General features: G+C 63.9%; 10 protein-coding genes. All 10 read right to left on the reverse strand.

The features are described from left to right. Position 1 precedes the first annotated feature (1 nt). Complete coding sequence (locus LB553_RS16410; RefSeq protein ID WP_224514849.1) at positions 2-1,057, reverse strand: zinc-dependent alcohol dehydrogenase; 1,056 nt, start codon at positions 1,055-1,057, stop codon at positions 2-4. 15 nt (positions 1,058-1,072) lie between these two features. After that, on the reverse strand, positions 1,073-2,395 hold the full coding sequence (gene hisD / locus LB553_RS16415) for a histidinol dehydrogenase (protein WP_224514851.1): 1,323 nt from the start codon (positions 2,393-2,395) through the stop codon (positions 1,073-1,075). 197 nt (positions 2,396-2,592) lie between these two features. After that, positions 2,593-3,366 carry an SDR family NAD(P)-dependent oxidoreductase gene (locus tag LB553_RS16420; RefSeq protein WP_224514854.1) on the reverse strand — a complete coding sequence of 258 codons (774 nt, stop codon included), beginning with the start codon at positions 3,364-3,366 and terminating at the stop codon, positions 2,593-2,595. A gap of 134 nt (positions 3,367-3,500) precedes the next feature. Beyond that, positions 3,501-5,198 carry a S8 family serine peptidase gene (locus tag LB553_RS16425; RefSeq protein ID WP_318011504.1) on the reverse strand — a complete coding sequence of 566 codons (1,698 nt, stop codon included), beginning with the start codon at positions 5,196-5,198 and terminating at the stop codon, positions 3,501-3,503. Positions 5,199-5,256: 58 nt separating this feature from the next. Beyond that, positions 5,257-6,297, reverse strand: a complete 1,041-nt coding sequence (locus tag LB553_RS16430) for a S10 family serine carboxypeptidase-like protein (protein WP_224514857.1) — start codon at positions 6,295-6,297, stop codon at positions 5,257-5,259. A 227-nt stretch (positions 6,298-6,524) separates the two neighbouring features. Beyond that, entirely contained in the window at positions 6,525-7,163 is a 639-nt protein-coding gene (locus tag LB553_RS16435) for a hypothetical protein (protein ID WP_224514859.1), read from the reverse strand. Between the two features lie 195 nt (positions 7,164-7,358). Next, on the reverse strand, positions 7,359-9,074 hold the full coding sequence (locus LB553_RS16440) for a tetratricopeptide repeat protein (protein ID WP_224514861.1): 1,716 nt from the start codon (positions 9,072-9,074) through the stop codon (positions 7,359-7,361). After that, on the reverse strand, positions 9,075-10,352 hold the full coding sequence (locus LB553_RS16445) for an HlyD family type I secretion periplasmic adaptor subunit (RefSeq protein WP_224514863.1): 1,278 nt from the start codon (positions 10,350-10,352) through the stop codon (positions 9,075-9,077). 140 nt (positions 10,353-10,492) lie between these two features. Next, on the reverse strand, positions 10,493-12,796 hold the full coding sequence (locus tag LB553_RS16450) for a peptidase domain-containing ABC transporter (protein WP_224514865.1): 2,304 nt from the start codon (positions 12,794-12,796) through the stop codon (positions 10,493-10,495). Between the two features lie 186 nt (positions 12,797-12,982). After that, positions 12,983-13,147, reverse strand: coding sequence for a hypothetical protein (locus LB553_RS16455; protein ID WP_224514867.1), 165 nt, complete (start codon positions 13,145-13,147; stop codon positions 12,983-12,985). Positions 13,148-14,377: the final 1,230 nt, after the last annotated feature.

A 14,377-nucleotide genomic window follows, 5' to 3' on the forward strand; every position in this document is an offset into this window, starting at 1 on the left:
TTCAGATGTCCTTTCCGGCAAGCATCGGAAATCGGGAATGCTCGAGAGGTTGCCGCATTCGAATGATTGTTTTCAAACCGTCGCCCTGGCCTGCCAACAGCCGCTGATAGGCCGCGGGGACGTCATCCAGGCCGATCTCGCGGTCGATCAGGCTGATCAGCGGCTCGCTCAGGTCACCCAGCATCCGGATGGCATCGGGAAGCTCGCCGGCGAAGGCGTGGCAGCCCAGCAACGCGATCTCCCGCTCGACCAGCATGTTTGGGTCGATGTCGAGCCGGCCGTGGAAGATGCCGACCATCGCAATGGTGCCGCCCGGGCCGAGAACACCCAGCAACTGACCGAGCGCGGCGATGCTGCCTGTCGCCTCGACGGCCGCGAGCAAAGGGGTATTCGCAGTCGCTGAGGCAATGGCATGCGGGTCCAGATCAACGATCGTGGCGCCGGTCACGCGGGCAACGCGGGCGCAGCGGGCCTGGTTGCGGTCGGCGATCAGCACAGTGCCCGCGAAGGTGCGCGAGAGCAGCAACGCGGCAAGGCCGCCGATGGTCCCGCAGCCGAGGACAAGCACCGAGCCTGCTGTTTTCGGCAGGCGCCGCACCGCGTGCAGCGCAACGGCGAGCGGCTCGGCCATCGCCGCCACCCGTACGTCAAGCGCGGCGTCGACACGATGCAGCAGGCGCGCAGGGAGAACCGCCTGTTCGGCAAATCCGCCATCGCATATTTCGCCGACGAAGCCGAGCGAGGTGCAGAGATGCCGGCCGCCACAACGGCATTGCGCGCACTCTCCGCACCAGAAGCGGGAATCGGCGACCACCCGGTCGCCAATGGCGATGGTGTCGACGCCCTCTCCGACGGCGATCACCGTGCCCGTCAATTCATGGCCGGCCGTCGAAGGCGAGCGGCTTATCCATTGGCCGGTGCGGAAATTGTGCAGGTCGGACCCGCATATGCCCGCGGCGTCCACCTTGAGCTTCACCCAGCCCGCATCGGGGACGTCCGGGGCAGCGATATCCTCAACCCGCAAGTCGCCGGGTCCGTAAAGCCGCGCGGCCTTCATCGTCTTCGCTTTCTCTCAGACCGAGAGATACTGGCTGCGGATTTCCGACACCGCGTTTTCATGCGAGCTGAAGCCTTCGTAGCGGGCGAGCCTGCGCGCATGCTGGGCGAGTTCCGGATAGGCCGCCGACGTCACATAGCCGACCGACGAGCGCTTGACGAAATCCGTGACCGACAGCGGCCCATAGGTGCGCGCCCACCGGCTGGTCGGCAACACGGCATTGGGCCCGAGGACAAAGTTGGCGAGCGTCACCGGCGTATGCGGACCCATAAGGATTTCGGCCGCTTCGGTGATGTGCCCGAGATGCGCGAATGGTTCCGTCGACAGGATCTCGAGATGCTCCGGGGCATAGTCGTTGATGAAGCGGTAGCTGTCTTCAAGGGACGCGGTAAGCACGATGCCGCCGCGCTTTCCAGTCAGCACCGCGCGCGAGAATTCGACGCGCTGTTCGCTCATGCGGGACCAATGCTGCGGCAGCGCCGCAAGGGCGGCCTCGGCGACCTTGCGGCTGTGCGTCACCAGATAGGCCGAGGAATCCGGCCCGTGCTCGGCTTCGATCAAAAGGTCCAGCGCGGCAAGGCCGCCATCGACGCTGTCATCGGCAAAGATGATCGCTTCGGACGGGCCAGCTGGAAGGCCGGTGTTGATGACCGAGGACAGCAGGCTCTTTGCCGCCACCACCCAGGGACTGCCCGGCCCGACGATCTTGACGGCGGGCTTCACCGTCTCGGTGCCATAGGCGACAGCAGCGACCGCCTGGGCGCCACCGCATTTGTACACGGTCTCGACGCCGGCGAGGCGTGCGGCAACCAGGGTCGCGGCATCGACGGATCCATCGGAAGTCGGCGGCGTCACGATCGCTATCTGGGGCACGCCGGCAATCACAGCCGGAACCGAGGTCATCATCGTCACCGACGGGAAGGCGCCCTTGCCGCGCGGAACATAAAGCGCCACGGAGGCGATCGGGGTGTATCTGTCACCCGCATAGGCGCCCGGCCGGACTTCCTTCAGCCACATCGTTTCCGGACGCTGCTCCTCGTGGAAATGCCTGATGTTCTCGATACCGAACCGGATGCTCTCCACGACATCCTTTTCGACCTTGTCGAATGCCGCGCCGAACTCCGCTTCCGAGACCTTGAGCCCGCCATCGGCCACTTCGGCCTTGTCGAACTCGCGCGCGAACCGAAGCAGGGCCGCATCACCTTCGGTCCTGACCGCCTCGATGATCGGACGGACTTTTTCGACGAAGACAGAAAGATCGGTTTCGGCGCGCCTCAGCAGGCTGGCCCGCCGGTCGGCATCGAGGGCCGACAGGTCGTGGAAGCTGATATCGGACATGGCTGCTCCTTCTCCTGGAACGCAGTGGCAATTGGCGATGGCCGGTCACACGCCTGGAAGGCCTTGAGACCGGCAATACGGGGCAAGGATCGCAGGTAGAACAATTGCCAGACTACAAAAGCATATACATGTACGTATAACAGCTGTCAGCATTTTCTGCGTCCCGCCAACTCGAGCCCAGCTGATGGGAGGCCACCTCAGATCGACGCGAGAAAGCCGCCATCGACGGGGATGGACTGGCCGGTTATGTAGGCCGAGGCATCGGAGGCGAGGAATACCGCAATCCCGTGCAGGTCCGATAGGTCGCCGAACCGGTGCTGCGGAATCTTGGCGAGCATGGATTGCCGCCATGCCTCATTGCCGTAGAACACTTCCGTCATTGCTGTCCTGAAATAGCCGGGGGCGATGGCGTTGACCCTGATCCCCAGATCCGCCCACTCGGCCGCCAGCGCGCGCGTCATGCCGAGCAGACCCGACTTCGACGAGCCATAGGGCACAGCCGTCGGAATCCCGACTTCGGAGGTGAGCGAGCAAAGATTGATGATGGCGCCGGGCCGGCCGGCATCCTTCATGCGCTGCGCGGCGGCCTGGGCGCAGAAGAATGCGCCTTTGAGATTCGTGTCGACGATTCTGTCCCAAAGCGCCTCGTCGACATCGAGCGAGGGGCGGACTTCCTCCATCCCGGCATTGTTGACGAGAATATCGAGACCGCCGAGCAGGCTGGTGGCCTCGGCTGTCGCCGTCCTGCAGCGGCCGACATCGGTGACGTCCAAGGCGATGGCATGCGCTACTCCACCTGCGGCGCCGATGGCTGCCGTCGTCTCCCCAAGCGAGGCAAGGCTGCGTGCCGTGACGGCGACATCGGCGCCGGCCGCGCTCAGTGCCTCGGCAATGGAACGCCCGATGCCGCGGCTTGCGCCGGTAACAAGCGCTTTCCGGCCCGACAGGTCGAAGAGCGGAGCGTTGCGCATGCGATCCTCCTTGGAACGGTCTGCTTAGCGATCTCACTCGAGCCTAGCCGATCGAACTATCTATACAAGCATATACAAACCGCCTGGGTCCCGGGGGTCGCGCCGCAATCAGGTCTTCGGGAGCGCCGGCGGTTTCAAGCAGCCGCCGCTGCATTTCGCCGTCGGCGGGGCGCTGGGCGCGCCGTTTCGGCAGCAGGCTTGCGTGGCGCCTCAAACAGCGCGCCCAATTTGTCCGCGATAGGAGTGCCGATGCCGGTGCAGGGGTCCGGGCCGATGCGGGCGCGGAAATAACCGTTATCGCCGCTGGTTATGTCGTTGAAGCAGGTGTGGTTCAGCCAAAGCTGCGGCGCCACCATTCCGAGCTTGCGCCCGAAGGCGGCAAATAGTCCGGCATAGAGCGGCGCCACGGCGCTGGTGCCGCCGATCACTTCCTGCCGGCCGTGCACCAAGACACCGTAGCCCGTATAGGGATCGGCACTGGCGGAGACGTCGGGCACCATGCGGCCGGGGCCGTGCGGAGCTCCCGCCTGCCATGCCGGCATGGGGCGGAAGAGCTCCGAGAAGCCGCCGCCCGTTCCCGAGCCGTTCGGGTTGCCGGGATCGTCGTTCCAGACGGTCTCTTCCGCATTGGCGCCGTGCGGCTTCATGGTGCCGCCGCAGCCAACGACGAACGGGCTGGAGGACGGCAGGTCAACATTGGCCGGATCGGCCCCGCCGTCCGAGGAATCGTTGTCGCCCGATGCGGCGAAGACAATCATGCCGGCCTTGGTGGCGGCCTCCGCCGCTTTATTCAGCCTGCCGGGATAGTCGGTGCCTGCCATTGTTGCCGCCGACGTCCAGTTGGCCTCGTCGGAGCCCCAAGACACAGAGCAGACATCACAGCCGTCGGCCGCGGCGGCGATGATCGCGGTCGCCATCGCGCCCCAGTCGCTCCCGTCAGCCCAGTAGACGCGGATGCTTGCCGCATCGCCGGTGGCCACGGAATAGGCTGCGGCGGCGACTTCGATGTCGAGCGCGACTTCGCGGTCCGGGTCGGCAGCCGGGTTGCCGGAGTGCTTGTTCGCATCGTTGCGGCCGCCCCCGATCGGCACGTCGACGATGGTCGGTGCCGGCAGGCCCGTCGAGCGGAAATAGGCATCAATATCCTTCTGCACCCACCCGCCGCCGAACTCGATGATCGCGATGACGCCGCCGCCGACGAGGCCGCTCGGCCAGCCATAGGCCCGGCACAGATCCGGTACATTCCACGCTTCTGCACCGGCAGCAGCAGGACGGAAGGCGACGTCGCCGACGCCGGGCAGCTTGAAATAGGGCCGGATGATGTTGGGCACCGCGCGCGACAGCGCCGCTCTAGCTTGCAACTGGGCGCGACGTGTGCCGACCGCCCGGTCGTACATGGCGGCGAGATCGGCTTTCATGGCCGTTCGCGAAGCGCCGTCGAGGTAGATCATGTGTCCCGAGGGGTAATTTCTGATCGCAAGATTGGCGCGCACCCGGGCGTCCTCCAGCGGCATCGTGTCCAGCGTCAGCTTGGTTTGGAAAAAAGGCGTCACCGAATCGTAGTAGCCGTTGGCCGAGAGCACCAGCAGGTCGGGATTGGCGGCCATTGTGGCGGCGAGATCGCCTGCCGTGTAGAGGGTCGGGTTGCCCTGGCTGTCCGGCTTCTGCACTGCGCCCGTCGGATCGGTGTGACTAAAGTCCCAAAACTGGAAGGCCTGATCGTTGAGGTCGATGAAGTTCGAGGTGGCAGTGAATTTGAGGTCGTTGCTGAGATAGCTGTTCCACATTGTGGTGTAGACACCGCCCACAGCCGCCATGGTCGGGTCGTTCATGCCGCCATCGGGCGAGACGATGGCCGATATGCCCGTATCGATGCCGGTCACCCGCCCGTCATAGGCGCCCAGCGCCAGGCCCTGGTCCTGCAGAAGCTCGATTAGGAAGGCGGAATGACCGAGCCGGTCGGCAGCCTCCACGTTCAGCCGCCAAGCACCGAGTTCGCTGGCGGGCAAGCCGAGGTAGCGGCTCAGCGTCTCCACCGCCACGGGGTCTGCGGTTCGGGAAAGCGTTAAGTGCTGCGCTGTAGGGGCCCTGCGCGAACTGAGTCACGGTCTCCATGTATGAGGCGAGGTCAGCTGGCAGTGGCTCGATGCCGGTCTTCTTGTGAAACCACGCATCTGCGGCAAAGGTCGGCATGAGGCCGACCGCGTTGGAGAAGTTGGCGGGATAGTCAAGCACGCTGGATTGCAGCGTGATTCCGTTGAGGTCGAGGCCGTCCTCGTGCAGCAGCCAAGCCAGCACGCAGCTGCGAGCCGTGCCGTAGGATTCGCCGAGCAGGAAGCGCGGCGAGTTCCAGCGATTGAAAGCGCTGAGATACCGCTTGATGAACTGCTTGATCGAGACGGCGTCCTGATCGACTCCCCAGAAGTCGCGATTCTTGAAAGGTGCGATCGCCGCGGAATAGCCGGTGCCGACCGGGTTGATGTAGACCAGGTCGCTGCGTTCGATCAGGCTATCGGGATTGTCCTCCATGGCGTAGGGCGGAGGCGGCGTGAAGCCGGGCATGCTGGTTCTGATGCGCCTGGGCGCAAACGAGCCGAGCAGCAGGAAGACCGATGACGAGCCAGGCCCGCCATTGTAGAAGAAGGTCACCGGCCGGGTTGTCGCGTCCATGCCGTCCGCCGTGAAGGCGACATAGAAGACCTTGGCGGCCGGCTTCGAACTCGACGGATCGACGGCGACAAGATGACCGGCTGTCGCGGTGTAGGGAACGGAAATCCCGTTCACCGTGGCCACGTGGTGGGTGATGGCGGCGTTCTCGGTCACATCCGAGACAGAGTCGTCCGGCCCGGATCCGTAGGCGGTGGTGTCGAGAAACGGCTGATCTGGCCCAGGCTGGCCAACGCCCAAGCCCTTGTTGATCGTCTTCGCCATAGCCGGCCTCCAGGACCACGAGTTCACGCCAACCGATACCGCTCGGTTGCCCTCCGCCCCGGCGAATGTCCTTCGTTTTAAATTTGTTAAATTCTTATTCTATACTTCTGTAACATGTAGCAACCAAACAATACTATACGCCCGCTTGGCAGAGTCTACAAGTTCTGAGCATTGACGCCCGTCAGTCGGGATCGCCCGCCAAGTTGCCGAGGCGCGCCTTAAAATTGTCAGCGCAGAAGACCCTCACTCTCGAAATCCTCCCAGCCGCGCAAGTTGGAGCGAGATGCATTGTCCCGGTCGCCATCGCCTGAAGTTGAACCCCTACGGCCACTTTTTTGAGCACGCTTCAGGGCAGCCTTCGCGGCAGCGCGTCGCCGGTTCTCAGCAGAGGTCGCGGCATCCTCGTCCCGCCAGGCGCTGACCAGGTCGCGGTCGAGCACATCTTCGATATGGCGCGGCTCGAAGACGTGGAAGGTGATCTTTCTTGCGCGGCCGCGAAGTTTGACCGTTCTGGTTCCGGCGCTCTGCAAGCGCCCGTCCTTCAGCCAGCGGTGCCGCTCGGCGGAGGAGATTGTCAGGATGTCCTCGACTTCGCGGGGGATCACCGGCAGGTCTTCGATGTTGTGCATTGCTTGAGTGATGATTGCGGAGGCCGATTCAACATCGGCGTCATCGCCTTCCGGCAGCCTCAGGCTGAGCACCGTGGATTCGATGTGAAGCAGCTTTCTCAGTGCAAGAGGTAGGCGCGCCCGCATGTCGAGGAAAATGCCCCTCGCCCTTACGGACGATCCAAGTGTTGCCGCTGGGGAGAGTGGCCACTCTGCTATCAGTTTTTCTGCTAAGTCGACTTTTCGACGGACGGGCATGCCTTAAATATGTAGCCGATCGAGCCCGCTTCAACACCAACTGGCCGGTGAGAGCCTCTGTTTGCCCTCGCTTCAAGCTTTTCCGCCAGAGCGTCGATCGGCGGCCTGCGTGCTTGCATGCCTCACGGCGGCGAACATCTGAGACGTATCCCAGATACCGATCCCGGTAGCCAAAAATCGCGAGCTATATCGCCGCTATGTTTCGGCGGGCTCGTCGGAGGCTTCCTGGACACCGTGCGCTGCCGCCCGCTCGAACCAGATGCGGGCGGCAGCGGAGTCATGGTCGCCGGCAATGCCCCTGGAGAGATAGCGGCCAAGCATGAGCTGCGCATGCCCGTGGCCTCTTTCAGCGGCCGCTGCAAACCATTCCTGCGCCGCTTTAGGATTGATCGATAGGCCTTGTCCGGTCTCGTACAATGCCCCGATCGCGAACATCGCCCCGGCATGTCCAGCAGCGGCGGCTTGCTTGAAAAGATGGGCTGCGGCAACGACAGAGCGTTCTCCACCGCGACCGTTGTAAAGCATTTCGGCAAGAGCGACCTGCGCGTCCACAAGGCCAGCTTTTGCCGCACGCTCAAACCAGACGCGAGCCTGCCTCTGATCGGCAGCCACGCCTCGTCCTTCCTGAAGCATGCGGGCATACATATATTGCGCCTCGGCAACGCCTTCGGCCGCCCGCCCCATCCAACGCGCCGCACGCTCCTGGTCCTTGCCGACACCCACGCCTTCCGCGAAGCAGAGGCCGAGATTGAACGCCGCAACCAGATCGCCTGATGATGCGGTTGCCCCAAACCATCCGGCTACGCTGACAGCGTCATCTGATTCGCCTGCGCCTTCAAGGACGAGGTTTGCCAGATCAACTTGGGAGTCGCGGTCGCCGCTGGCTGCTGCGGAACGCAGCAAGCGAGTTCCTTCCTCAACGTCCTGAGCCACGCCATTGCCCGAGAGATAGAGCGAAGCCAATGCACGTAAGGCCGGCTGGTGACCGCCATCAGCAGCCCGGCGGTACCAGGTCGCTGCCTCCGCAAGGTCCCGCTGAGGCCGGCTCGCATACAGTTCGCCCAAGCGATAAGCGGCTTCGACATTTCCTGCCAGCGCGGAGCGACGCATCCAGGCTTCACCGGCGACAGGGTCCAGATCCACCAGGTTGCCCTCGATGAGTGCCAACCCCAGCCGGAATTGAGCGGATGCGAGTCCCGTCTCTGCCGCATCCCTGTAAAGCCGCTGAGCCGCGTCCAGATCGACCGCCACTCCCATCCCGTGCTCGGTGAGCACGGCAAGCAGATAGATCGCCGTTGGCAGACCGGCGTCCGCCGCCCGACGAAGCTCTGTGGCGATTCTGGTTCTCTGCTCCGGCTGCCTCAACCGGGTCAAAGAAAGCGCCAGGCCAAGACATCCTTCCGGGCAACCGGCGGCCGCTGATTTTTCGTACCAGCCATGCGCGGCATCAAGATCGCGCATCACCTTTGGACCTTTGCTCAGTATGTAGCCGAGCAGGGCTTGTCCTGTAGCGGATCCGGCTTCGGCGGCTTTCCGCGCGAGGTCAAGCGCTGCCGCGAAGTCTGGCTCTCCCGAGGCATTTCGTTCGAACAAGCCTTCCGAACCATCCTCTGTTTCGCGAGGCGCCAGCCCGGCTACGCAGAGCGCAGCTAGGAGGGCTTGCGCATCGGGGCTGCCGCGATCGGCTGCGCGCCGCAACCAGCGCGCGCCCTCCGAATGGCTTGGCGGCACGCCAACGCCTTCCAGGTAGCAACGGCCGACCTGATATTGCGCTTCCACAATGCCGCCGCGCGCGGCAATGGCCATCAGCACAAAAGCTTCTTCAGGCTTGCCGCTGCCGGAGAGCTGAACCGCCCGGCGAAGTGCCAGCGCGGGATGAATACGTGCGGTCAGGCGGTCGAGGATCGCCATTTAGGGCTCCCGCATCGCTTCCTGTCCGATCGGCAGCAGGGCGCCCAGCAGATATTTTAGCACTGTGCGGCGGCCCACCTTCACGTCAGCAGTCACAGGCATGCCGGGACTGATCGCGAAGTCCGCCGGCAAACCGTGGAGTGCGACATCGTCGATAGATATCTGGGTGCGATAGAATAGGTCCGCATCGGAGGGCAGCATTGCCAGCGAACTGTTTGGATCGCGCGCTTGTTCCCTGGCCGAAAAGGAGTCCGGGCTGACCGCGCGAACGGTGCCATGCGCCAAGCCATATTGCGAGTAGGGAAAGGTATCGAACTTGATAGCCACAGGGTCGCCGACATGGACGAAGCCGCTGCTGCGCCCAACGATATTGGTCTCGATCTCGAGCACCGCGTCGGATGGGACAAGTGTGATCAGGCGCTCGCCGGACTGCAGAACCGAACCCACCGACACCTTGGCGACCGACTGAACGGTCGCATCGGCTTCGCTCTTCAACTCCACCAGCTGCTTGCGCAGCTTCGCCTTGTTTAGAAGCTCGCGCGCGTCCGACATGCGTGAATTCGCTTCCGAAAGGCTCTGCGAGACATCGGCACGCCAGCTCTGCACGTAGCCGTCACGCTCGGCTGCGGCCGCGGCCTGCTGACGCTTGGCAGCCTCGGTCGTCTGCTCGGCGTTGTTCAGCGAGCGCGACATCTCCGCCGAGTTGTCCTCGGCGAGAAGCGTGTTGAGACGGCTCCCAACCTGCCTTTCTTCGAGCTGCTGACGCATCTTTTCGATCGATGCCGCGACAGCCAGACGCTGCCGATAGCCCTCTGCGTCGGATTGTGAGCGCCGGATGACGGAGCTCAACTCGTCACGCTGCCTGTCGAAGCTTTCCAGCTTTGCATCGTATACCGCCTTGCGGCGATCGAAGATCGCGGCCTGCAATGTCCAGCTCGGGTCCAGTCCATCATAGCTGAAAGGCAAGCCCTCGGCCTCGGCTTTGAGGCGCGCCACTTCGGCTTCGAGGGTTGAGACCTGCGCGGCCAGCGCCGTAAGGTCCGCTGATGCGAAGGTGGCATCCAGGCGAGCCAGCACCTGGCCGGCCTTTACACGCTGGCCTTCGCGCACCTCGATCGATCGTACGATCGCAGTCTCCAACGGCTGGACGATGATGTTGGGCGATTGCGAGACCACAAGCCCCCTTGTGGTGACGACCTGGTCGACGGGGATCAGCGCCGCGAGCACAATCAAGGCGGCGACCATGCTGGAGATAATCCACACGATACTGCGCGCCACCCAGGGAATCGGCGCATTGGCGACTGCCGTCGACGGCCATTTGAACTCAAGAATGGCAGGAGCAGTCGGATCGCTCGCATCTCGCCGGCGCCGGTGAACTGGAAGGGTGGAATGAGTGGTGCTGCTCATTGCCGGCCAGCTCAGTCGGGTCGAGACGGCACGGCCGCCAGACGGCCATGACGCCCGTCAAGATGCCGGTTCTGCTGGAACCAGAGCTGGCGATAGACAGCGCACCGCTCCAGAAGCACCGGGTGAGAAGCGACATCGAGCACCTTGCCCTGGTCGATGACGAGGATCTGGTCGCATTCGGTTAAAGAGGCGAGCCGATGCGAAACGATGATCATCGTGCGACCGCTGGCGATGCGCATCAGGTTCGCGCTCACTACGGCCTCGCTCTCCGGATCGAGCGCGCTCGTCGCCTCGTCGAGGATCAGGATCGTCGGATCGTGAACGAGCGCACGAGCGATTGCCAGCCGCTGCTTCTGGCCGCCAGATAGGTTGGGCGAACCCTCCTCGATATAGGTGTCGTAGCCGTTCGGCATGCGCTCGATGAATTCGGCCGCACCTGCCAGTTGAGCGGCACGCATCGCGTCGGACAGCGTCAGACCAGGACGTCCCGCGATGATGTTGTCCCTGATCGAGCCGCGGAACAGAAAATTGTCCTGAAGGACGACGCCCAGTCCCTGGCGCAAATGGCGCAGGTTGATTTCCTTGAGATCAACCCCATCGAGCTTAAGGAACCCGCTGTAGTCACGGTTTATTCCCTGCAACAGGCGCGCGATCGTCGATTTGCCTGATCCGCTGCGCCCGACAATGCCGAACATGGTACCGGCCGGGACATCGAAGCTGACCCGGTCGAGTGCCGGTGTCTTGGTGCCGATGTAACTGAATGTCAGATCGCTGAACTTGATCTCGCCGACGAGCCTTGGCCGCAGGCCGGCAGAATTGGAACTGCTCTCCAATGGCCGGTTGAGAACCGAAGCGGCTTCCCCGATCGCGGCGCTGACCTCCTCATAATCCTCGACCAGCCGTGCCAGTCCGACCAGTGGCTGGGCGACGCGCTGGGCGATCATCATGAAAGCGAACAGGCTGCCGACCATGTAGCCCGACCGGTCGTTCATCGCGAGATAGGCGCCGATGAGCATGGTGCCGAGAACCATCACACGCTCGATCGGCGTGACGAGAGTCTGCGGCCAGTTGGCCAGTTGCCCGAAAGCGAGACGCGCCTTGCCCGCGTCGGCCACCCGTTCGTCCCACATCGCCTTGCGCTGCGGTTCGAGCCCGAGCGCCTTGACGGTCTTGATGCCGACGACGGTCTCGCCGAGCGCGGCTGCCTTCAAGGTCTCCGCGTCCACGACGCGTTGATAGCGTCGGCGCAGCGGCGCGAGGAAGGCGAAGATCGTCGCCATGATCACGACCGCACAGGCGAGCACCATCCAGGCCAGTATGGGATTTATGTAGAAGATGACCGGGATCAGGACACACAGCGTGATCAGATCCAGGAAAGTGCTGAGGAGCTTGCCGGTCAGGAACTCACGAATGCGATAAACCTGGGCAAGGTGATACATCGTCTCGCCTGCAGGATGCCGCTCGAAATAGTCGAGAGGCAGGCGCAACAGCCTGCCGAAAACATGCAGATTGAGCTTCGTGTCCAGACGCGCGCCGACAACGTTGACGATCAGCCGCCGAGCATGGCCGAGTAGTGTCTCGTAGACGAAGACAACAGCAATCACGGCCGAGAGAAGCACCAAGGTCGAAAGGCTGCTGAACTGCAGCACCTTGTTGACCACCGTCATTACGATGAGAGGTGGCAGAACGGTAAGAATACTAAGCGTAAACGAGGCGATGCCAATGTCGCGTAGCGGGCGGCTCTCGAGCCGCACCAGATCGATCAGCCAACCAAACGTGAATGGCGCGTCCGCCGCGACGTGGGACCGCGCAGCCCGCAACAAGACGGCCTCGCCAGACCACACCTGAGCGAGGCGGAGCTCGTCGATTGGTAGAGCGTCCGCGTCGTCGGAAGCGTCGACGCTCTTGAGGAAAACGAGGTTGTGTTCGGCGCTTGCCCCGACAAGGAGACCGGCTCCGCCATCGTTGAACAGGAGGACGATTGGCCCCGCGTGCTCAAAGCGCAACAGATGCGACCAGCGGATACGCAACGCACGAGACCACATCCCGGCGTTCTGGGCCCACTGCGAGAGGTCGGAGGCGGTTGGAAACGACCCTTCGGCCGTTGCTCGGAATTCATTAGGATCCAGTTCGACACCGTGATAGCGGGCGACCTGGAGCATTGCCTTGACTCGCGGCCCGATCCGATCGAAAGCGGCGGGGCCGCCAGGGGTCCGGTCCTCTGCGATCTTGTGACCGTTCCCGGCCTTGCGCGCTTCCATATCCGTACGGATTGGGACCGGCTGAGCCAGGGTGTATTGAGGAACGCTCACCATCTACTTCCCCTGCGACCTTGCGAGGGTTCGAGAACGCTGCCGCAACGACTGCGCCGGCGTGGGTGCACGGCAACTCTATTGTAATGCGAACAAGGCCACGGCACGAGCCTTTTCCCTCTGTCCAAGACGCAAGGGCGCGGGCCCTGCGTTTCCGCAAAGCCCGCGCGTGCTTTTCTTGACCGACACTCAGTCATTCGGCTTCAGAATATCCTTCAGAGCCTTTTTCAGCGTGTCGTCGGCCTGACCGTAGCCAGCACCTTGCTTGCCCTTGTCCGATACCAGGTCGGACGTCGCGCCGGACGGCTTATTCTGGTTCTGACCAAAGCCTTTGACCGTGTTGAGCACGTTCAAAAGATCGGTCGTGGCCGAATTGGCAGCCTGGCTGACAAGCTTCCCGAACGAGGCAGGGCCGCCGCCGCCGGACGAGCCGGACTGCAAGAACTGCTTGGAGTCCGTCAGGCCCAGCGTGCTTGCCGTTAAGGTGGCGTGGGGCCCGCCATTTCCATTGCCTTGGCCACCGGCAGAGTTGCCCTGCCCTTGGTGCGAGCTGTTATCGGCATTGTTGTGGTCGCCAGAATTGCCTGGCGCGTTCTGTTCGCCATTGCCGTGCCCGTTGTTGCCCTGCGGACCTTGATGCCCGGTTTCGCCGCCTGGGCCTGTCGGTCCGGTGGCTCCGGTCGGACCGCCGCTACCCGTCGCTCCGGTTGAGCCTGTGGCGCCCGTTGCGCCGGTGGCACCGGTTGAGCCGGCGGCACCAGTCGCTCCAGTGGCGCCGGTATCGCCCGTCGCACCTGTGGCTCCCGTTGCTCCGGTAGCCCCGGTTGAGCCGGTGGCACCTGTTGCGCCAGTGGCGCCGGTCGCACCTGTGGATCCGGTAGCTCCGGTTGAGCCTGTGGCACCGGTTGCTCCAGTGGCGCCGGTATCGCCCGTCGCACCTGTGGCTCCAGTTGCTCCCGTCGAGCCTGTGGCTCCGGTTGCTCCCGTCGAGCCTGTGGCACCAGTCGCTCCAGTTGCCCCGGTCGAGCCGGTGGCACCAGTTGCTCCAGTTGCGCCGGTATCGCCGGTCGCACCTGTGGCTCCCGTCGCGCCCGTGGCACCAGTCGCACCAGTTGCTCCGGTCGCTCCGGTCGCTCCGGTCGAGCCAGTCGCACCCGTGGCTCCGGTTGCCCCCGTCGAGCCCGTGGCACCGGTCGCGCCGGTTGCTCCAGTTGAGCCGGTCGAGCCAGTGGCACCGGTAGATCCAGTCGCTCCCGTCGCGCCGGTATAGCCCGTTGCACCTGTGGCTCCGGTCGCTCCCGTCGAGCCCGTGGCACCGGTCGAACCTGTGGCTCCGGTCGAGCCGGTTGCTCCAGTTGCGCCGGTATCGCCCGTCGCACCTGTGGCTCCCGTTGCCCCCGTGGTACCTGTCGCTCCGGTTGCTCCGGTTGCTCCCGTCGAGCCCGTGGCACCGGTCGAACCTGTGGCTCCGGTCGAGCCGGTTGCTCCAGTATCCCCCGTCGCGCCGGTGGATCCGGTCGCTCCGGTTGAGCCCGTGGCACCAGTTGCTCCAGTGGCGCCGGTATCGCCCGTCGCGCCGGTTGC

Source organism: Mesorhizobium sp. CA8, assembly GCF_020164955.1.
Classification (GTDB): Bacteria; Pseudomonadota; Alphaproteobacteria; order Rhizobiales; family Rhizobiaceae; genus Mesorhizobium.